We start from the raw sequence: 20371 nt of genomic DNA on the forward strand, positions 1-20371 counted from the left end.
GTTCGGCCCATACCAAGCACGGCGTCCACAACGATCGCCGCAGCCTTTCTCCGCCGATCGCCCCCACCGATTACTCTCCAGCCATGTCGAACCAATCCGTGACGGCGGGCGTCACTCTCGCCGGCGTCATGGCGCACTGCGGCGGTAATCCGGTGGGCGCCGCGAAGTTGCTGGCAGGAACCACAGCCTCCGCGCCCGCTGCCCCGGAACCCTATGCGGCCCTCGCCGTGTTGTGGCGGGACCGGCGCCCGGAGCTGAAGGCGGGCCTCGAAGGGGACGGCTCCCTGAGCGCCGTTGCGGCGCAGGCCTACTTCCTGTTCCTCGAAGGGGACATGGACAACGCGGTGATGTCCCTGGGTTCGGTCGCGGGGGCGCGGCCCGACGTGGCGTGGGGCGCTGCCCCGTGGTTCGGCGATGAGCAGTTCCTCGGCACGGTGAGCGCCCAGGCACTGGCCGAGGCGTGTCTGCGGACCTTGGACTACGCCCACGACCTGGACAGCGACGAGATGCGCGAGCGGTTCGCGCCCTGGTTCGGCGCCATCGACAGGGTCTCCCGACGCAGTCCGGTGCCGGAGTCGCTGGCCGCCATGGCCCGGCTGCCGCGGGCCTGCGGCCGCTACGAGCAGTCCTTCGCCCTGTGCGACCGCGCCGATGCCGTCGAGCGGGTCATGTGGACCGCGGTGGCACGAGCGAGCACCTGGCGGGCCGTGGGCGATCTCGACCGGGCTGCGGCAGCCTTCGAAGACGCGCTGGCCCTGGACCCTCACAACTGGTCCCTCTACCTGGACCTCGGCGACGTGCGTGCTGAGCAGGGTGACTTCGCCGCAGCTGCGGCGCTGGCCGAACAGGGCCTGCAGCACGAACCGCAGGAAGTCTCCCTGCGCGCGGCGGCAGCCGCCTACCGCACGCGTCTGTCCGGCTCGCCCGAGGACCTGCGGGCTCTGGCCGCGCTGGCACCGCAACTGCCGGACACCGCCTACCGGGACGCGCTGATCGACTACGCGTGCGCGGGACCCGGCCTGCCCCCAGGCCTCGTGGCCGAGGTCCGCCGCATCCGGAACTGAACACACCCGCACAGGACCGGCGTGGTTCACGCCGCTGCATCGGGCCGGAGAGGGCGCCGCCCCAGCAGCAGAAGCGCCGACGCCGTGCCCGTGCCCGTGCCGGCGCAGGTTCCAGCACCACGCACCACGCGCCACGTACCACGCACCACGCACCACGCACCACGCACAACAACGGTCCACGGCCGGGCGCGCACCGCGAGCGTTAGGATCCGGGCCATGCCCCTGACCGTGCAGGACGTGGACCGGTTCGAGGCCTCCAGGCCGCGCCTGGAGGCCATCGCCTACCGCCTCCTCGGCTCCGCGACCGAGGCCGAGGACGCCGTGCAGGACACGTTCCTGCGCTGGCAGGCCACCGACGTGGACCGGATCGAGGTCCCCGAGGCCTGGCTGACGAAGGCGCTCACCAACCTGTGCCTCAACCAGCTCACCTCGGCCCGTGCCCGGCGCGAGACCTATGTGGGCGAATGGCTCCCCGAGCCGCTGCTCTCCGGAGACCCGATGCTCGGCCCCGCCGACACCGCCGAGCAGCGCGACTCCGTCTCGTACGCGGTCCTCACGCTCATGGAGCGGCTCTCCCCCAACGAGCGGGCGGTGTACGTCCTGCGGGAGGCGTTCGGCTACCCGCACCGCGAGATCGCCGAGATCCTCGACCTCACCGAGGCGGCCGCCCAGCAGATCTTCCACCGGGCCAAGAAGCACATCGCGCACGGCAGGGCCCGCACCGAGATCGACGAGGCGGCCGCCCGGCGGATCGTCGAGGAGTTCCTCGCGGCCGCCACCACCGGCCGGACCGAGCCGCTCGTACGGCTGCTCACCGAGGACGCCGTCTCGATCGGCGACGGCGGCGGCAAGGTCCCGGCCCGCGCCAAGGCGTTCGAGGGCGCCCTCGCGGTCGCGAAGTTCATGCGCGGCCTGTTCAAACCCAGCAAGGCCAAGCGCAACATCGCCGGCGGCTCTCCCGACGTCTACGTCACGACCGCCAACGGCACCCCTGCCGTCCTGGCGGTCATCGACGGCCAGGTCATCGGCGTCATGTGCCTGGAGATCACTCCCGAGGGCATCGCCGCGTTCCGTAACCAGGTCAACCCCGACAAGCTCGAACGCGCCACCCGGCACTGGGCGGCATCCGACCACGGAGATCCCCTGTTCAGCGCCTTCTGACCGCCCTGTGACGTGGCTCACATGCTTCACCTGTCAGGAATCGTCGGGCTGCCCGGTTCAAGGGGCGGAAACCGCGCGAGACAGGAGCAGGGAAATGCAGCAGCAGCACCGCATCATCGTCCTCGGCGCCGGATACTCGGGAGCCACCGCCGCCGGCCGCCTTGCCAAGCGGCTGCGTCGCGAAGACGTCGCCATCACCCTCGTCAACGCCGAACCCGACTTCGTCGAGCGCGTCCGGATGCACCAGCTGGCGGTCGGCCAGGAGCTGACACCCAGGCCCTTCAGCGAGATGTTCGCGGGCACCGGCGTCGCACTGAAGTACGCGAAGGTGACCGGCATCGACGCCGACCTCAAGCACGTCACCGTCGTGGACGCGGAGGGTGCGGAGGACGGCGTGGAGGAACTGCCGTACGACACCCTCGTGTACGCCCTCGGCAGCGGCTGGAACAGCCAGGGCGTCCCCGGTACCGCCGAGCACGCCCACGAGATCGCCGGCCGCCCCGGCGCACTCCGGCTGCGCGAACGTCTCGCCGGTTTGGACGCCGGTCAGCAGGTCCTCGTCATCGGCGGCGGCCTGACCGGCGTGGAGGCGGCGACCGAATTCGCCGAGGCCCGCCCGGACCTCGACATCGCCCTCGCCGTCCGGAGCGGCTTCGGCGACACCCTCTCCCCCAAGGGCCGCGGGCATCTGCGCAAGGTCTTCGACAAGCTCGGCATCACCGTGCACGAGCACACTGCCGTCACCGAAGTGGCAGCCGGCCACGTAACAACCGCGGACGGCACCTCCCTCCCCGCGTCCGTCACGGTCTGGACCGCAGGCTTCGCGGTCCACCCGATCGCCGAGGCCACCACGCTGGAGGTCTCCGACACGGGCCAGATCGCGGTCGACGCCACCATGCGCTCGCTCTCGCACCCGGACGTGTACGCCATCGGCGACGCGGCCCTGGTCGCGGGCCCCGGCGACAAGCCACTGCGGATGTCATGCGCCTCGGGCGTCCCCACCGCATGGCAGGCCGCCGACGCCATCGCGGCCCGCCTGACCGGCACGAAGCTGCCGAAGACCTCGCTCCGCTACTTCAACCAGTGCATCTCGCTGGGCCGCAAGGAAGGCCTCATCCAGTACGTCACCGCCGACGACCGCGCCGTCAGCACAGCCCTGACCGGCCGGTTCGCCGCCGCCTACAAGGAACTGGTCTGCAAGGGCGCGGCCTGGGGCGTCGCCCACCCCACCCTCGGCCTCCCGGCCAGGCGCCGCCCGGTCGTCCGGCCCGAGCAGCAGCCCCAGGTGGCTGCGGCCGCCAACGCCGAGGCCTGACCCGCGGCGAGCGTGCAGGGCCCATCCCGGGCACAGCGGCTCAGCGCTTCTGTGCCCGGTACTTCTTGAGCAGAGCAGTGGTCTGCGCGTAGTCAGCACCACTGTTCAACGCCGCGAGGAGATCATCGGGGCAGAGCTCATAGTGATCGCCCCACCAACGGCCGCCTCTGTTGTCCCAGATGCGGTACCCGCCCGGCACTCCTCTGGCCACATACCGTCGTCGGCTCATGCCGCGTCACCACCCCCGTGCGCTTCCCTTCAGGCGGCACCGTACCGGCTGACACACCGCCGGGAACGTCGCTCCGGCGCGGTTCATTCGCGCCAGATGGAAACCAGGCGCGCCGCCAAAGCCAGTACCAGCGCCGCCGCGAGGAGATACAGGCCAAGACGTTCCTCGGGCACTGCCGGCGACCACACCTGCCAGGCGGGCGAGCTGTGGCTATCGGCGTCCAGGGAGGATCCGTACAGAAAGAGGCTGGACGCCGCGCTGCTCCGGCTGCGCAGCCACAGCAAAGCACCTATGGCGGCGCAGGTTCCGGCTATCGCATACAAAGCGGTAGCACTGCGCGGGGTCTGTCTGTTCATGGGCTTTCCCCTCGTCTCTGTCGTTGTGGTGTGCGGATCCTCTCGCCATCCATACCGATCACATGAGGGCAGGGTCGTGCTGAGCGTCGGTACGACCACGGCGCACCCCGGTGATCTCGTACAACAGCACCTCGTCCACGAGCCGGTTCGTGTACAGGCGGCGGGTGTCCCGCTCGCCGAGGTTCTCCAGGGCGGCAAGCACCAGCCCCGGGTCCGTCGCGGCGGCCGACCGTAACTGGACGACCTCCACACGAGTCAGCCCTTCGACGCCGTACGACGGGCTGTCGGCACCCTTCATGACCCACAACTCCCGGGTATCGGTCACCGCGCGGTGGAAGGCCTCGGGCGGGTCCGTACGCCCATGGGCCGCCGGCTCCTCCCGATCCCGTCCCAGAGCGGCGGTGATCCAGGCCGCCGGGCGGGAGGGCAGCCATCCGGCCGCCATGCCGTGGAGCTCGGCCGCGATGTCGCGGGCGTCGAGACCCCGGTCGATGAGCGGGCGCAGCGCGTACGCGAGACGGCGCAGCCCCTCGTGCTGGGTCCAGCCGACGAGCGGCCGCACCTGCCGGGCGACGGCGATGTCACGGACGACCTGAAGCGGGGACCGCCGCAGCGTACGGCCGGATGTCACGCGCCTGCGCGAGGTGTAGTTCAACTTCCCACCCACATCAGCCTTGCGCACGTCGTGGTAGGGCCCGGAAGAATGGGGCGCATGCCCGCCTGAACTGCGGTTTCCCGCAGGCGGGTTGTCCACAGGCCGGCTTCTCGCCTGCACGGCCTCGACCGCACGATCCCGGCCCTCATCTGTCACCCCGCACACCCGCGCCCCGTAACCGGCGCCCTCCAGGCGGTGGCCCATCACGGAGTCGTACACGGGCGGAATCGTCGCCGCGTAGACCGTCGCCGTGCCCGTGTATCGACGACCGGGCAGATGCAGGTTCCGCTTGGTCCCGTGCCGCCGCCACACCAGCGCACCCAACTTCCGTAACACCCTGGCGTGCCGCTTCACCGTCGCCACCGACACCTCGCACCGGGCAGCCGTGCCCTCCAGGTCGTACAGGACGAACCCGAGCCGGTAGTCCATCCGCCCGGCCAGATCCCGCGCGACAGCCAGCGTCGTCGCCCCTGCCCGGCGATGCAGCCCGGCCTCGACGAGCCACTCCACCGCCCGCAGCCACGCGCTCGGCCTGGCGCTCCGGGAGGCCGTCGCGTCGAGCTCCTGAAGGATGCGGGGAACGGGAGTCCATGCCGGATCCGGGCATGGCGGAGAAGCGCAGCACGAAGCCGCGCCGGTGGGATGGCGCATCACAGTCCGTGGGGTGAGGGGCGGCCGGCGGGCCGCGGGATCGCGGGAATCGGGGCCGTTCCGGACGGCTCAGGGCGCGGGAATGGTCACCGCGCGGGTACTGGCCCTACGATCGAACGCGAATCCTTCTCTTCAGGGTGGATTTCCGATCGGCGGGGTGATCACCCGCTGGTCACTACGGCCGGGCGGCCTCTACACCGCTCGGCCGTTCTGCTATCCGGCAGGAGGCTCTTGTGCTTCCCGTTCGGCCCGGCGCCGTTGCGCTCCGCTCTGGCCCGCGCCGATCTGCTGGGCACGGGCCGCGGAGATGCCTCCGAGGAGCTGCCCGATTTCCTTCCAAGTCCTGCCTTGCTCCTTCAGAGCGTTGACACGCTGCTGGCGCAGTTGTCGGAGCTTCGTCTGATAGCTGGGCCACTCCTCCAACGCCCGCGACACAGCCAAGGCGCAAGCCTCGTCGTCCTCGATTTCCCTGAATGCCGCGATGGCTTCCACCAGGCGTTTCATCTCCTGGATCTGCTCAGGGTCATTCACCATCCCCGCGCTCCCTCCTGCGGCGCGGCCAGCCCGACTGTAAACCCCGGGCTTGACGCAATTCAAGCCCGGGGTTTAACTTCGTTCTCGCGAGGCCGACCAACGGTCCCGTAGCAACAGAACGGCCCCGGCCCGGAGTTCGCACCTCCGCTCGGCCGGGGCCAGTCAGAACCTGAGATCACCAGGAGACCGACCATGCGCCATCCTTCCACCCCGCACCCCCCGCCCAACAGGCGGCTCGTCACCCTGCCACCGATCTCCGAGCTGTCCGCCCAGCAGCAGCGGGGCGTGCACTGCGTCTTCTGCGGCACGGCCCTGCACGCCGGGGCGGTCCGTGACCTCGGCCCGCAGCTGACCAAGGCGCACGGATCGGTGGTCCGCCGGTTTCCGCGCAGCTGCCACTCCTGCCCGAAGGGGCAGGCGATGTGCGACCGCTGCGGCCAGCCGATCGCCGCCGGCGACGAGGAACGCGTAACGATCCACGGCGCGTCAGGGGCGGGCGGCACGATCACCGCGCACGCGGCGCACTGCCTCCCAGCACGGTCACGCCCGGCTCCTGGTCATCGCGTGTACCGCACGGAAAACGACCCTGGCCCCCACCGCGAACGGTGAGGGCCAGGGAGAAACACCAGAGGCCCCGGATTTCTCCGGGGCCTCTGGCCTGCTGTGCACTCGGCAGGATTCGAACCTGCAACCTTCTGATCCGTAGTCAGATGCTCTATCCGTTAAGCTACGAGTGCTTGTGCGTTCCGGGCTTTTTTCTGCCCCGTCGGCGTTGCGAGAACAACATTACATGACCTGCGCCGTGACGCGAAATCCATTAGCCGCACCGCTGCTGAGCTGCGAGATCACCGGTTCGAGACACCCCCCGATCGGCCCAGTCCCGACCCGGTCCCAGCCCTCTCCCAGCCCCGTCCCGGTCCAGGAACGACCGAAGCCCCGGCCAGTGGCACGGGGCTTCGGTGTTCAAGCGGAGGCGGAGGGATTTGAACCCTCGATGGGCTTTAAGACCCAAACCGCATTAGCAGTGCGGCGCCATAGACCGGACTAGGCGACGCCTCCAGCACACCCCGCGCGAACGCGGGTGGTGCGTGCAGATGATGACACAGCTGAGCGCTGCGTCACCAATCGGTGCCTACGGTACTAGGCAGTCGGCCGCGAGGGCAAAGCGCCTGCGGTTGCGCAACGCCGTGGCGTGCGGAGCGTTAGTCATGGCGGGGCGCCCGCCCTTCGTTTCCCTCCGTCGCCGGCCCGCACCGGCGACACGCACGACCACAGGAGCCCGCATGATGCGTCGTCTCGCCCTCACCGCCGTCGTGTCGCTGGCCGCGCTGGCCGCCGCCGCACCCGCGGCGACGGCAGTGGCCGGTCCCCTTCCACTGCCGTTGTCGTTGCCGCTGCCCGTGCTGCAGAACGACGACACGGACACGCACCTCACCGTGGTCGTCTCGGGGTCGGGGAACCCGGAGGCCGACGGCACGTACGAGCTGGAGTGCGAGCCGGCGGGCGGCAGCCACCCGGTGGCGCAGCAGGCCTGCGACCGGCTGGCGCAGCTGCCGAGGGAGAGCGCGGATCCCTTCGCGCCGGTGCCCCGGGACGCGATGTGCACGCAGCAGTTCGGCGGGGCAGCCACGGCCCGGGTCACCGGAACGTGGCAGGGGCGAAGCATCGACTCCACGTTCGAGCGGACCAACGGGTGCGAGATCGGGCGCTGGAACAGCCTGCGGCCGGTGCTCCCGAACGTCCGGTGAGCTGCGGCTGCACCGGATTCAGGGCGGCCTGAGGGGCACGTAATGGGCCAGAGTCGTACACCGTATGCACAGAACCTTGGTGAGAGCTCCCCCTCATCCGCCGCCCCTCGCCCCTCCCCAGCCTTTAGACTCCTCCAGTGACAGCCTGAGGCCCGAGGGGCAAGATGGGGCCCGCTGTCGGCAAGGTGCAGTAATCAGGGAGGAAGCGTCGTCGTGAGCAGCAGGCCATCCCGAGGCGCTGCTCGCCTCGCAGCCATACTCGACGCCCTTCCGGACGGGCTTCTGCTCGTCAACTGCAACGGTACGGTCGTCAACGCCAACACCATCGCCCTCGAAATGTTCGAGACTCCGGGCACCGCGCTCGTGGGTCGTGGACTGCTCGATCTGCTGCCGGAGTTCGACTCCAAGCTGATCCCGGGGTCGATGCGGAGGCCGGAGGCTGCGGACGAGCGGGGCCGGACCAAGCCCACGCGGATGACCGCGCGGCGTACCGACGGTAACGAGTACCCCGTCGAGGTGACGAGCGCCAGCCTGGAGGACGGGCAGGCGGCGTACACCGACGTCCAGAGCTCCTACAGCGGCAGCTATACGGGTGACGAGCTGCTGATGCTCGTCGTGCGCGACCTGTCGGGCACCGTCGACACCGAGGCCGAGCTGGCCCGGTCCCAGCGCCAGACCGAGATGATCCTGCGTGCCGCGGCCGAGGGCGTCGTCGGTACCGACACGGACGGCCGGGTCGTCCTGGTGAACCCCGCCGCCGCGCAGATCCTGGGCTTCCGCGCCAGCGACCTGGGCGGCCAGGAGCTTCATCCCCTGATCCTGCACTCACGGGCCGAGGGTGAGCCGTTCCCGTACGAGGAGTCGCCGCTGGCGGACACCCTCAAGTCGGGGCGCAAGCATCGGGTGCGCGGGCAGGTCCTGTGGTCCAAGAGCGGTGCGCAGGTGCCCGTCGACCTGACCACGGCGCCCGTGCGCGACGGCGACCAGCTCGTCGGCGCGGTCATGACCTTCACCGACCGCCGGCCGTACGAGGAGCTCGACGAGCAGCGCAGGACCGAGGTCACCGAGCTGACCGCGAGCCACAGCGCCGAGGTCACGGAACTCACCGAGCGCCACGCCGCCGAGGTCGCCGCGCTGACGGAACAGCACGCCACCGAACTGGCAGACCGCACCGAGCGGTACGCCTCCGAGCTGGAGGAGCAGGCCGAGCAGCTGACCGACCTGTCCGCCAGGCACACCCAGCTGACCGCCGTGCTCGGCGAGTCGCTGCGCGGACCGCTCCAGGAGCTGCGCGGTGAGCTGTCCACGCTCGCCGCTGACCCGGCGGGCCAGCTGTGGCCCGAGGCGAACCAGATCCTGCACCATCTGGCCGCGGGCTACGCGCGCATGACGACGCTCGTCGACAACGTGCTGAGCTACCAGCGCCTGGACGGCGGCTCCGAGGCGCTCGTCAAGACGAACGTGCTGCTCGACGGGGTGGTCACGGCCGGTATCGACGCCGCTGTCGAGCTGATCGGTCCGGGCCGGGCCCAGTTCGCCGTGCACGCACCGCCGATCGAGGCCGAGGTCGACGCGGGACGGCTGGTGACCGCGCTCGCGCACCTGGTCGCGGACGTCGCCGGGGTCGATTCGACCGGCAAGGCCCGGCTGGTGCCGGGCGGCGGCTACGTCGACTCGACGGTCGTCGTCGCAGCGGCACAGCGCGGTGACGTCGTACGGATCGAGGTGCGTGGACCGTTCGCCGGGGGAGACCCGGTGCACGAGCCGATCGTGCGCGGCATCGTACGGGCGCACGGTGGTGTGCTCCAGACGCATGAGATGCCGGGGATGAGTGGCAGCGCGTACGTACTCGAAGTCCCGCTGGGCGCGGGTTCGGGGACCGTGATGCCGCCGATGCCCCCCGAGGCGGCTGTGGCTCCGCCGGTCCCTGAGGCCCAGGCCGATTCCGGGGCATCGGGCGATGTCGCGGTCACCGAGGGCGGCAGGCGGGGGCGCCGGGCGCGCCGGTCCTCCACGGACGCCTTCCTGGAGAGCCCGGTGGGCGGCTCCGACGGCACCGGCGAGCTCGGGCCCGACGAATCCGCAGCGGCCGGCACCGCGACAGCCGAGCCGACCGGGCGCCGGCGTGCGCGCCGGGAGGCCGGGGGCGACCCCGCACCCGAGTCCGTGGAGATGCCCGCGACCGACTCCGCGGGCCCGCACGAACTCTCCCCGGCCCCGCAGAGCGGGGGCTCCGGGCGCAGGCGCGGTCGGCCGAGCCCGGCGGAGAGCGGCGGCCCCGCCGGCACCGGGCAGCAGGGGCCGGGGCAGGCTCTCGCGCTGCCCGCGGTCGCGGCGCCCGCACCTTCGGAGGGGTCCGTGGTGACGGCCGCCGAGGGGGCGCAGGGGGCTGGTGGCCGTCCGCAGCGCGGGCAGACCGTTCCGCCGCAGGGTGTTCCGGCCGAGGCGCCGATGCCGGTGCCGGCGGGCGGACACCGGGCGCACCGGGGCGGCGAGAACCAACTGGCGCTTCCGGCCGCCGGGAACAACGGATCCGCCGGAACTGCCGGAACCGCGATGGAGGCCGTGGGCTCCGCGGCCTTCCCCGGACACGACGACACCGCCCGGACGCACGGCCAGTCTGAACACGGACAGCCGGCGTACGGGCAGCCTGCGCACGAACAGCCTTCGCCCGGACAGACGGCGCCAGGGCAAGCGGCGCCAGGGCAAGCGGCGCAAGGACAGGCGACGTCCGACCAGTCGGCGTACGGACAGGCGCCGGCACCGGCCGGTGCGCCGGGGCAGCAGTCGACCGGACGGCGCGCCCGGCGCGCCCTGTCGGCCGCTCAGGACCGGGCCGCCCAGGCCGAGGCGGGCCCCCGCGTCCCCTTCGCGCTCCCGCCCGCCGACGCCGACCGGGTACCGCCCACCCCCGGCGAGGCGGACGCCTCGCTTCCCGGTCGCCATGACGCGGTGTCCGGTGCGCCGGAGCACGACCACACCCCGCCGCAGGCGCACCCGGTCCCGACCGGGCGACGCCGGGCCAGGCACGCCGATGCGCCGCAGCCTCCGCAGGAGGAGCAGGACGCGCCGTTCGGGCTGCCCGAGCAGGGCGGGCCGGCCGGCCCTTCGGATCAGCCCTCGCCGCCCGTGCAGCCCGGCGGCTGGGACCTGGACGACGAGACGGGCCAGGGCGCCGCCGCCCCGGAAGGGCTCGAGGGCGACCCCGCCCCGGCCGCCTCCGGCCGGACCACGCACACCACCGGTACGACCACGGCCGGCAACAGCCGCGGCGCCGCTCCCGAGGGCGCTGACGGCCCTGCGGGCCCAGCAGGGCCCCCGGACCCGACGGCACATGACGGGAGCCGCCCGCGGCCGCTCTCGCCCGGCCCGAACGCGCGGCGGCAGCCGCTGCCCGCCGAGGCTCCCGTGCCCGGGTCGTCGGACTCGACGCAGGGACGGGCGTTCAGCGTGCGGACGCTGGGGCAGGGCGTGCCGTTCGCCCAGCACATCGCCCACCAGCAGAACCAGACGCTCGGCGGCGGGGGCGGAGCCGGCCGGCGCCGCAAGCTCGCCGCACCCCCCGAGGGCGACCGCAACGAGCGCGCCGCCCTGCCGCCGGCGGCCACCGCGCCGGCCGTCACCGCGCCGCAGCCGCCCGCCCCGCAGACCGGTCCCGGTGGCACGGGCGGCACCGTGCAGGGCCAGGGTTCGGGGCAGTTGCTCGCCGCTCCGGCGGCCGAAGGACGCGCGTACGCCATAGGGGCGCCCGACGAGGGCGCCGCCGAGGGACCGGAGCCGCTCGACGGCCCCGGCGGCGCCGTCGAGGTCGCCAACCGCCCCTCCCCGCAGCCCGTCGACGACGAACTGCCCCCGGAGCCGCTGGACAACCCGCGCCGGCTCCTCGTCTGGCCCGCCCCCGACGTCTCCACCCAGCAGGCGCTGAGCGACCGCGGCTACCGGCCGGTGATCGTGCACTCGCGCGAGGAGGTCGACGCGCAGATCGCGGCGTTCCCCGCCGCGCTCTTCGTGGACCCGCTGACCGGCCCCATCACCCGCAAGGCGCTGCAGTCGCTGCGTCAGGCGGCGGTGGCGGCCGAGGTGCCGGTCCTGGTGACCGCCGGGCTGGGACAGGCCTCGCGGGACGCGGCGTACGGTGCCGACCCCGCCGTACTCCTGAAGGCACTCGCCCCGCGCGACAGCGAACAGCATCCGCCCCGTGTCCTGCTGATCGAGGAGCACGAGGAGATCGCGATCGCGCTGACGCAGACGCTGGAGCGGCGCGGCATGCAGGTCGCCTGCGCCGCGACGGACAGCGAGGCGGTCTCGCTCGCGACCCGGATGCGGCCGAACCTGGTGGTGATGGACCTGATGCAGGTACGCCGCCGCCGCGCCGGGATCGTCGACTGGCTGCGCGCCAACGGCCAGCTCAACCGCACCCCGCTGGTCGTCTACACCTCGGCCGACATGAACCGCTCGGAGCTGCCGAAGCTGAGCTCGGGCGAGACGGTCCTCTTCCTGGCGGAACGCTCTACCAGCGACGAGGTGCAGTCCCGCATCGTCGATCTGCTCGCGAAGATCGGCACGAACTGACCGCCTCCCGGCGACGGAGCACGGAGGCGAAGGCGAAGGACGACGAGGGCGGTACGGATCACTCCCGTACCGCCCTCGTCATGTCCACGATGCCTGGGTTCAGAGCTGGGTGATGTCCAGCTCGCCCGCCGCGTACTGCTTCCGGATCACCTTCTTGTCGAACTTTCCGACACTCGTCTTCGGTACGGACGCGATGACCGACCAACGCTCCGGCAGCTGCCACTTGGCGATGCCCGACTCGGCGAGGAACGCCTTCAGCGCCTCGTAGTCGGCGGTGGCGCCCTCCTTGAGAACGACGGTCGCGAGCGGACGCTCGCCCCACTTGTCGTCCGGAACGGCCACGACCGCGGCCTCGGCCACATCAGGGTGCGCCATCAGGGCGTTCTCCAGCTCGACGCTGGAGATCCATTCCCCACCGGACTTGATGACGTCCTTGGCCCGGTCCGTGAGCGTGAGGAAGCCGTCGGGGCTGATCACACCGACATCGCCGGTCTTCAGCCAGCCGTCCTCGCTGAACTTGTCCTCGGGCCGCAGCGCCTCGCCGTCGGCGCCGCCGTAGTACGCACCGGCGATCCAGGGACCGCGCACCTCCAGCTCACCGGCCGACTCCCCGTCCCACGGCAGATGCTCGCCGGCGGGGCCGGTCAGCCGCGCCTCGACACCGGCCGGGAAGCGGCCCTGCGTGATGCGGTAGGGCCACTCCTGCTCCTCGGTCAGCCCGGCCGGCGGGTTGGCCATGGTGCCGAGCGGCGAGGTCTCCGTCATGCCCCAGGCGTGGGAGAGACGGACGCCGAGCTTGTCGTACGCCTCCATGAGGGAAGGCGGACAGGCGGCACCGCCGATGGTGACGTTCACCATCGAGGTGAGGTCGCGGGGGTTGGCCGTGACCTCTGCCAGCAGCCCCTGCCAGATGGTGGGGACGGCCGCGGCGTGGCTCGGGCGCTCGCGCTCGATCATGTCCGCGAGCGGGGCGGGCTGCAGGAAGCGGTCCGGCATCAGCATGTTGACGCCGGACATGAACGTGGCGTGCGGCAGACCCCAGGCGTTGACGTGGAACTGCGGGACGACCACCAGGGTGGTGTCCTTGTCCGTCAGGCCCATCGACTCGGACATGTTGACCTGCATGGAGTGCAGGTAGATCGAACGGTGGGAGTAGACGACGCCCTTGGGGTCCCCCGTGGTGCCGGAGGTGTAGCACATGGCGGCAGCCTGGCGTTCGTCCAGCTCGGGCCAGTCGTAGCTGGTGGGACGGCCGGCGATCAGCTCCTCGTACTCGTGCACCCGCACCGCGGCGCCGTCCAGGACGGATCGGTCACCGGGACCCGAGACGACGACGTGCTCCAGCGATGTCAGCTGGGGAAGCAACGGGGCGAGGAGCGGAAGCAGCGAGCCGTTGACGATGACGACCTTGTCGTCGGCGTGCCTGACGATCCAGACCAGCTGCTCGGCGGGGAGCCGGAGGTTGAGGGTGTGCAGCACGGCTCCCATCGACGGGATGGCGAGGTACGCCTCCACGTGCTCGGAGTTGTTCCACATGAGGGTCGCAACCCTCTGGTCACCGTCGATGCCGAGCTCGTCGTGCAGGGCGTGGGCGAGCTGGGTGGCCCGCCGGCCGATCTCGGCGAAGCTGCGCCGGTGCGGCTCGGGCTCTCCGGTCCAGGTCGTGACCTGCGACTTGCCGTGGATGGTCATCCCATGGGTCAGGATGCGGGTGACAGTCAGCGGTACGTCCTGCATGGTGCTGAGCACGGCGTCCTCCCGGTGGGCGCTACGCGGCAGTAAGGTTCCGCTGATTCTGCGCACATACCGAGCGGTATGTCACTACTCCCGGGAGAACGAATTCGGTGGCGTCCGGCAATTCACAACAGCCGGACGGGGCGGAATGCGCTCCCGCTCCCCTGCATGTCCGTGACCCCTCGGCTGCATGTCCGTGACCCCTCGGCCGCCGGGGACACGGCCGGTCATCGGTCATCGTGGGGGGGCGGGCCTGCTGCCGAGGCAAGCCTGGTACCGAGAGCGAGCGGGCCCGTCACCTGACAGGTGTCAGCTCCGGATCCTGGCGCATTTTGCCGAGCGCCCGGGACACCGCGCTCTTGACCGTCCCGATGGACACCCCGAGCACCTCGGCGGTCTGGGCCTCGCTGAGGTCCTCGTAGTAGCGCAGAACAACCATGGCCCGCTGACGGTCGGGAAGCTTCAGCACGGCACGCCACATGGCGTCGTGCAGCGTCTGCTGCTCGGCCGGGTCGGGGCCGGGCACGGTTTCCTGCTCCGGCAGCTCTTCGCAGGCGAACTCGTCGACCTTGCGTTTGCGCCACTGCGAGGTGCGGGTGTTCAGCAGGGCCCTGCGGACGTAGCCGTCGAGCGCCCGGTGGTCCTCGATCCGCTCCCAGGCGACGTACGTCTTGGTCAGCGCGGTCTGCAGCAGGTCCTCGGCGTCGCTGGGATTCGCGGTGAGCGAGCGGGCGGCGCGCAGCAGCACGGGCCCGCGGGCCTTCACGAAGGACGTGAACGACGGGTACGGGACGTACGGCGCTCGCGCACGGTAGGGCGATCGCGCGATGGCCGGGCTGCGCGTGGCGGCCTGGGCGCGCGGCACTGCCGGGGTGCGCGGCACGGCGTACGGGGCGAGCGACGAGCGCGGTGGATGCGCGGCGGGCACCGGGTGCTGCCCGCGCGGCGGGGGCCCGGCGTGCGTCGGCGCATGCGGGCTGCGCTGCGCGTCCGGGGTGGTGGCAGCGGCTCCCCTGGAGGCGCCCGTGCAGACTGGCGTGGTCATAGCTCCACGCTAGGAGCGGGCGCAGTCGCGGGGATCGGCCCCAGGTCCCGAAACGGCGTCCGCCTCAGGGTGTAGGGGCGGGGCCACCTCCACCTCCTGTAGGTGGAGGGGCCGTCCTCCTGTAATCAGGGTCGCCCCCGAGACCGCGGTACCGGCCCACGGCCCGCCCTCCTCGGAGCGGGCCCGGCCGTTCACCGCGCCCGGCCCAGCACGAGGCCCGAGGTCGGCACCCCCGTCCCGGCCGTGACCAGGGACGTGGCCGCTCCGGGTATCTGGTTCACCGATGTCCCCCGGATCTGCCGGACCGCCTCCGCGATGCCGTTCATCCCGTGCAGATATGCCTCCCCCAGCTGACCGCCGTGGGTGTTCAGAGGCAGTGCGTCGTCAGCCACGAAGTCCGCCGCCTCCCCCGGTCCGCAGAAGCCGAACTCCTCCAACTGCATCAGCACGAAGGGGGTGAAGTGGTCGTACAGGATCGCTACGTCGATGTCGGCAGGGGCCAGGCCCGAGTTACGCCACAGCTGGCGGGCGACGACGCCCATCTCCGGCAGCCCCGTCAGATCGTCGCGGTAGAAGCTCGTCATCTGCTCCTGCGCCCGTCCGGCGCCCTGGGCGGCCGCGACGATCACCGCGGGCGGCTGCCGCAGGTCCTGGGCCCGTTCCGCGCTGGTGACGACGATCGCCTGCCCGCCGTCCGTCTCCTGACAGCAGTCGAGAAGCCGCAGGGGTTCGACGATCCACCGCGAAGCGGCATGGTCGGCGAGGGTGATCGGCTTCCCGTAGAAGTAGGCCGCCGGGTTGTTGGCGGCATGGCGCCGGTCGGTGACCGCGACGTGGCCGAAGGCCTCCGGCGTCAGCCCGTACGTGTGCAGATAGCGCTGGGCCGCCATGGCCACCCAGGAGGCGGGCGTGAGCAGCCCGAAGGGCAGGTTCCAGCCGAGCGCGGTCCCCTCGGCCGTGGGCTCCCGCTGCTGCACCCCGGAGCCGAAGCGGCGCCCCGACCTCTCGTTGAACGCCCGGTAGCAGACGACGACGTCGGCCACCCCGCAGGCGACGGCCAGGGCCGCCTGCTGAACCGTGGCGCAGGCCGCGCCGCCGCCGTAGTGGATGCGTGAGAAGAACGACAGCTCACCGATGCCGGCCGCCTGCGCGACGGTGATCTCCGGGCTGGTGTCCATGGTGAAGGTGACCAGTCCGTCGACGTCGGCGGGCGTGAGCCCCGCGTCGTCGAGGGCCGCGTGCACCGCCTCGACGGCCAGTTTGAGTTCGCTGCGGCCGGACTGCTTGGAGAACTCGGTCGCCCCGATCCCCGCCACCGCCGCCTTCCCGCCGAGCGAATCGGCTCTGCGCACGCTCATGCGGAGGCCCCTGTCACACCGACGCCGGAGCCCTCCGGCACACCGACGGTCACCGTACCGGTCACATGCCTGCCGATTCCGTTTTCGCCGACGACCGACACCTCTGCCGTTCCGTCGTCCGCCACCGAGGTGACCGTGCCCCTCAACACCATCGTGTCGCCCGGATAGTTGGGAGCGCCGAGCCTGATGGCGACCCGCCTGAGCACGGCCGATGGACCGAAGTGGTCGGTGACATACCGTCCGACCAGGCCGTTGGTCGTCAGGATGTTCATGAAGATGTCCGGAGAACCCTTCTCCTGTGCCAGCTCCGCGTCGTGGTGCACGTCCTGGTAGTCGCGGGAGGCGATCGCGCCCGCCACGATCAGGGTGCGGGTCACCGCGATCTCCAGGGGTGCCAGTTCCTCGCCGGTCTTCACTCCGGTCCCTCCCTCAACAGTAGTTCGCCGAGTTCCTGAAGCACCGTGCCGCTGCCGCCGAGATGGGCGTCGAGTTGACGCCCCCAGAGGAAGTGGCGGTGCACGGGGTGGTCGAGGTCGGCGCCCGTGCCGCCGTGCAGATGCTGACCTGCGTGGACGACCCGCCTTCCGGCCTCGGACGCCCACCACGCCGCCGTCAGCGCCTGCTCCCCGTACGGCAGCCCTTCGTCATGCCGCCATGCCGCTTCGTACGCCGTGACGCGTATCGCCTCGGTGTCCATGTACGCGTCGGCGGCCCGCAGCAGCACCGCCTGATTGGTCGAGAGCGGGCGCCCGAACTGCTCACGGGTGCCGGCGTGTTCGACCGCACGCGTCAGTGAACCGGCGCACACGCCCGCCTGCACTCCGGCGAACGCCGTCCGGGCGGTGGCCAGCATCTCGTCGTACGCCCCCGGTCCGCCCAGCCGCTCCGCAGGTGCCGCGGCCAGCACGAGCCGTCCGGCCGACCACGGGGCCGTGGTCTCCACGGGCTCGGTCACCACCCCCGGGTCCGCAGTCCGTACGATCCACAGGCTCCGGTCCGCGGCCGCGACCAGGACATGGGTGGCGTCCCGCAGCCACGGCACCAGCGGAACACTGCCGCTCAGCCGTCCGCCCGCAGCCTGGGGCACGGCGCCGCTCACCCCACCGCCCACAGCCTGAGACACGGCACCGCTCACCCCGTCGTCCGGCTCCGCCTGGACGGTGCCGCGGGCAGGGAAGGCCCCTGCCGCCACGGCCGTACCGTCCCGGAGCAGTGGCAGCAGGCGCCCCCGCTGCTCCTCCGTACCGTGCCCGGCGACGGCGAGGAGCCCGTACACACAGCTCGCCACGAAGGGGACCTGTGCGGTCGTCCGGCCCTGCTCCTCCGCCAGCAGCACCAACCCGAGAAGCCCGGTCTCCTCGACCGCGCCGAGCAGTCCGGCCGCGCAGAGTTCCTTCCACAGCTCGGCGTCCGTACCGCTGCCGGCCTCGACCAGACGATCGTGCGTCGACAGATCGCCGAGGATCCGCGCGGCGAGCCCCTGCGCCGCCGCCTGTTCCTCGCTCGGCGTGAAATCCATGTCAGCCCTCACTTCCCCGGAAGACCGGCAGTACCAACTCGGCGTCCGTTCGCAGGAATTCCAGCTGCACCGGCATGCCCACCCGCACCTTGTCGCAGGGCACCCCGATGACGTTGCTGACCATCCGGACGCCCTCCGCGAGCTCGATCAACGCGACCGCGTACGGCCCGCCCTCGCCGTTCTCGCTGAACGCGGGGAAGGACGGGTGGTGCATCACGACATGGCTGAAGACAGTGCCCTCGCCCGACGCCTCGACCGTGTCCCACTCGGGCGCCCCGCAGGCATTGCATCCGGGCAGCCAGGGGAAGCGCAGTGTGCCGCACGCGGTGCAGCGCTGGATCAGCAGCCGACGGGCGGCGACGCCCTCCCAGAATCCGGCGTTGTCCCGGTTGATCACGGGCCTGGACCGCAGCTTCCTCTCCGGTTCCTCCACCGGCTCGGCCTTCGGATTCGGATCCGGCTTCAGCGGCTTCGGATTGGGCTTCGGATCAAGCTTCAGATCGGGCTTCGACTTCGACTTCGACTTCGCCGGCCGGTACTTGAGGATTCGGAAACGGTGTGTACCGGCGGGTTCGTCCTGCGCCCGGACGTCCATGCGCGTGGTGACGAAGTAACCCGTTCCCAGCTTCGTCGTCTTGCACTCCGACACCGCCTCGATCACCGCGTCGAAGGTGATCCGGTCCCCGGGCCGCAGGGGGCGCAGATACTCCTGCTCGCAGTCGGTCGCGACCACGGAGGTGTAACCGGCCCCGTCGAGGAGGCCGAACAGTTCGTCGTACGCCCCGCTCCGGTCCGTGTGCCCCGACAGCCCGCCCATCGTCCACGCCTGGAGCATCGTCGGCGGGGCGACAGCGCCAGGTCCGCCGTAGGCAGGGTGCGCGTCCCCCATCGCCTCGCACCAATGCCTGATCATCGGCTCGTTGACCAGATCCTTTCCGACGCCCGACGTGGCCGCCGCCCGGCCCTCGTACGCCCTGAGCCGCTCGTACAACTCGTCCCGCACGCCCTGCCCGGCCGTCACCGCTTCCCCCTCTTCATGCCGAGCCGCATCGTCGCGACGATCTCCCGCTGCACCTCGCTCACCCCGCCACCGAAGGTGTTGATCTGTGCCGCCCTGTTCATCCGCTCCAGCTCCCCGTCCCCGAAGGTGCCGGGCGAACCACCCCGGATCGTTCCGCTGTCTCCCGTGATCTCTTGGCACATCCGATAGACCTCCACGGCGCTCTCGGTTCCCGCGAACTTCACGCCGCTCGCGTCCCCGGGAGCCAGCGCTCCCGCCCCCACGGCCCCCACCAGGCGCCAGTTGAGCAGGCGTGTCGCCGCCAGCCGGGCATGCGCCTCGGCCAGCCGCGAGCGGACCCACGGCTCGTCGGCCGGCCGCCGCCCCGTCTCGGGATCGGGGGTCCGGGCGAAGGCGAGCGCCGCTTCGTAGAAGTCCTCGGCCTGCATGCCGATCGCGGCGAGCGCCACCCGTTCATGGTTCAGCTGGTTGGTGATCAGCCCCCAGCCGCCGTTCTCCGCGCCGACCAGCGCGGTCGCGGGCACCCGCACGCCGTCGTAGTACGTGGCGGTCGTGGTCAGCCCGCCCACGGTCTCGATGGGCGTCCAGGAGAAGCCGGGCGCATCCGTCGGTACGAGAACGATCGAGATGCCCCGGTGCTTGGGCACGTCCGGATCCGTACGGCAGGCGAGCCAGATCCAGTCCGCGTTCTGCGCGTTGCTGGTGAAGATCTTCTGCCCGTCGATGACCCAGGAGTCACCGTCGCGTACGGCCCTGGTACGCAGCGCGGCAAGGTCGGTCCCGGCCTCCGGTTCGCTGTAGCCGATGGCGAAGACGAGCTCGCCGGCCAGGATGCGCGGCAGGAAGTACTCCTTCTGCGCCTCGGTCCCGTATTTCATGAGTGTGGGGCCGACCGTGTTGAGGGTGACCATGGAAACCGGGGCACCGGCCCGGTAGGCCTCGTCGAAGAACACGAACTGTTCGTCCGCCCCGCGGCCCTGCCCGCCGTACTCGACGGGCCAGCCCAGACCGAGCATCCCGTCGGCACCGATCCGGCGCAGCAGCCGCCGCTGCTGCTGCGCGTCGGGGCGCCGGGTACCCGGATCCTGGGCACCCGGGTTCGGAGCATCCGGGTACTGGGCGGCGGGGCCGGCGTTTCCACCGCCCGCGGGCATCACTTCACCGAAGTAGGCGCGAAGTTCGGCGCGCAGCTCCTGCTGACGCTCGGTCGGGGCCAGATGCACGGCGACTGCCTCCCTGGAACAGGCGTGGGGATCAGGGTTTCTGACTGTCCGTCAGATTCCGCTCGACTGTCAAGGCGCCGGACACCCGGACCCGCCTCGATTCCGCACCCGATTCCCACCTGGCCCCGGAGACCGAACGGCCCGCGCGCCGCCACCGCAGTGGCGCCACGCAGGCCGTCGTTCCCC

Annotated in this window: 17 protein-coding genes and 2 tRNA genes; 6 read left to right on the forward strand and 13 right to left on the reverse strand. The window is 71.5% G+C overall.

All coding sequences use genetic code 11. From position 1 onward, the window contains the following. Positions 1–83: 83 nt before the first annotated feature. From ACIOEW_RS14245 to ACIOEW_RS14255, 3 genes are all read left to right on the forward strand, one after another. The gene (locus ACIOEW_RS14245) at positions 84–1064 is read left to right on the forward strand and encodes a tetratricopeptide repeat protein (protein ID WP_401964008.1); all 981 of its coding nucleotides are present in this window, start codon (positions 84–86) and stop codon (positions 1062–1064) included. A 216-nt stretch (positions 1065–1280) separates the two neighbouring features. Continuing rightward, positions 1281–2225, forward strand: a complete 945-nt coding sequence (locus ACIOEW_RS14250) for an RNA polymerase sigma-70 factor (RefSeq protein ID WP_362540261.1) — start codon at positions 1281–1283, stop codon at positions 2223–2225. Positions 2226–2319: 94 nt separating this feature from the next. Next, positions 2320–3540: an NAD(P)/FAD-dependent oxidoreductase gene (locus tag ACIOEW_RS14255; protein WP_401964010.1), complete on the forward strand. Its 1221-nt coding sequence runs from the start codon at positions 2320–2322 to the stop codon at positions 3538–3540. 40 nt (positions 3541–3580) lie between these two features. Here ACIOEW_RS14255 and ACIOEW_RS14260 read toward each other — a convergent pair whose 3' ends face one another. From ACIOEW_RS14260 to ACIOEW_RS14275, 4 genes are all read right to left on the reverse strand, one after another. Further along, a complete protein-coding gene (locus ACIOEW_RS14260; protein ID WP_362540255.1) occupies positions 3581–3769 on the reverse strand; it encodes a hypothetical protein in 189 nt (62 codons plus the stop codon). A gap of 83 nt (positions 3770–3852) precedes the next feature. Continuing rightward, positions 3853–4125 (reverse strand): hypothetical protein, encoded by a 273-nt coding sequence (locus ACIOEW_RS14265; RefSeq protein WP_362540252.1) that lies wholly within the window; start codon positions 4123–4125, stop codon positions 3853–3855. A gap of 58 nt (positions 4126–4183) precedes the next feature. Next, positions 4184–5290 carry a cell wall protein gene (locus ACIOEW_RS14270; protein WP_401964013.1) on the reverse strand — a complete coding sequence of 369 codons (1107 nt, stop codon included), beginning with the start codon at positions 5288–5290 and terminating at the stop codon, positions 4184–4186. Positions 5291–5644: 354 nt separating this feature from the next. Continuing rightward, complete coding sequence (locus ACIOEW_RS14275) at positions 5645–5965, reverse strand: hypothetical protein (RefSeq protein ID WP_362540243.1); 321 nt, start codon at positions 5963–5965, stop codon at positions 5645–5647. Positions 5966–6157: 192 nt separating this feature from the next. Here ACIOEW_RS14275 and ACIOEW_RS14280 point away from each other — a divergent pair, with 192 nt between their 5' ends. Next, positions 6158–6574: a hypothetical protein gene (locus ACIOEW_RS14280; protein ID WP_401964015.1), complete on the forward strand. Its 417-nt coding sequence runs from the start codon at positions 6158–6160 to the stop codon at positions 6572–6574. A gap of 55 nt (positions 6575–6629) precedes the next feature. Here ACIOEW_RS14280 and ACIOEW_RS14285 read toward each other — a convergent pair. Both ACIOEW_RS14285 and ACIOEW_RS14290 read right to left on the reverse strand, forming a co-directional pair. Beyond that, positions 6630–6702: transfer RNA gene (locus ACIOEW_RS14285), tRNA-Arg, on the reverse strand. Between the two features lie 231 nt (positions 6703–6933). Next, positions 6934–7024 (reverse strand) — tRNA-Ser (locus tag ACIOEW_RS14290). A gap of 224 nt (positions 7025–7248) precedes the next feature. Between ACIOEW_RS14290 and ACIOEW_RS14295 the strand changes: the two genes are divergently transcribed. After that, positions 7249–7713: an SSI family serine proteinase inhibitor gene (locus ACIOEW_RS14295; protein ID WP_401964017.1), complete on the forward strand. Its 465-nt coding sequence runs from the start codon at positions 7249–7251 to the stop codon at positions 7711–7713. Positions 7714–7926: 213 nt separating this feature from the next. Then, a complete protein-coding gene (locus ACIOEW_RS14300; protein WP_401964019.1) occupies positions 7927–12285 on the forward strand; it encodes a PAS domain-containing protein in 4359 nt (1452 codons plus the stop codon). Positions 12286–12384: 99 nt separating this feature from the next. Here ACIOEW_RS14300 and ACIOEW_RS14305 read toward each other — a convergent pair whose 3' ends face one another. From ACIOEW_RS14305 to ACIOEW_RS14335, 7 genes are all read right to left on the reverse strand, one after another. Then, the gene (locus ACIOEW_RS14305) at positions 12385–14034 is read right to left on the reverse strand and encodes a long-chain fatty acid--CoA ligase (RefSeq protein ID WP_401964021.1); all 1650 of its coding nucleotides are present in this window, start codon (positions 14032–14034) and stop codon (positions 12385–12387) included. A 280-nt stretch (positions 14035–14314) separates the two neighbouring features. Further along, complete coding sequence (locus ACIOEW_RS14310) at positions 14315–14848, reverse strand: SigE family RNA polymerase sigma factor (protein ID WP_362540591.1); 534 nt, start codon at positions 14846–14848, stop codon at positions 14315–14317. Positions 14849–15255: 407 nt separating this feature from the next. After that, complete coding sequence (locus ACIOEW_RS14315) at positions 15256–16422, reverse strand: lipid-transfer protein (RefSeq protein WP_362540228.1); 1167 nt, start codon at positions 16420–16422, stop codon at positions 15256–15258. Beyond that, on the reverse strand, positions 16419–16838 hold the full coding sequence (locus ACIOEW_RS14320) for a MaoC family dehydratase (protein ID WP_362540225.1): 420 nt from the start codon (positions 16836–16838) through the stop codon (positions 16419–16421). The genes ACIOEW_RS14315 and ACIOEW_RS14320 overlap by 4 nt, the downstream gene beginning before the upstream one ends. After that, positions 16835–17941 (reverse strand): acyl-CoA dehydrogenase family protein, encoded by a 1107-nt coding sequence (locus ACIOEW_RS14325; protein ID WP_401964024.1) that lies wholly within the window; start codon positions 17939–17941, stop codon positions 16835–16837. Before ACIOEW_RS14325 ends, ACIOEW_RS14320 begins: the two co-directional genes overlap by 4 nt. A 1-nt stretch (position 17942) precedes the next feature. Then, the gene (locus ACIOEW_RS14330) at positions 17943–18962 is read right to left on the reverse strand and encodes a bifunctional MaoC family dehydratase N-terminal/OB-fold nucleic acid binding domain-containing protein (protein WP_401964026.1); all 1020 of its coding nucleotides are present in this window, start codon (positions 18960–18962) and stop codon (positions 17943–17945) included. Beyond that, positions 18959–20185 (reverse strand): acyl-CoA dehydrogenase family protein, encoded by a 1227-nt coding sequence (locus ACIOEW_RS14335; RefSeq protein ID WP_401964028.1) that lies wholly within the window; start codon positions 20183–20185, stop codon positions 18959–18961. Before ACIOEW_RS14335 ends, ACIOEW_RS14330 begins: the two co-directional genes overlap by 4 nt. Positions 20186–20371: the final 186 nt, after the last annotated feature.

Origin of the sequence: Streptomyces sp. NPDC087901 (genome assembly GCF_044742205.1) — a bacterium.
Taxonomy (GTDB): domain Bacteria; phylum Actinomycetota; class Actinomycetes; order Streptomycetales; family Streptomycetaceae; genus Streptomyces.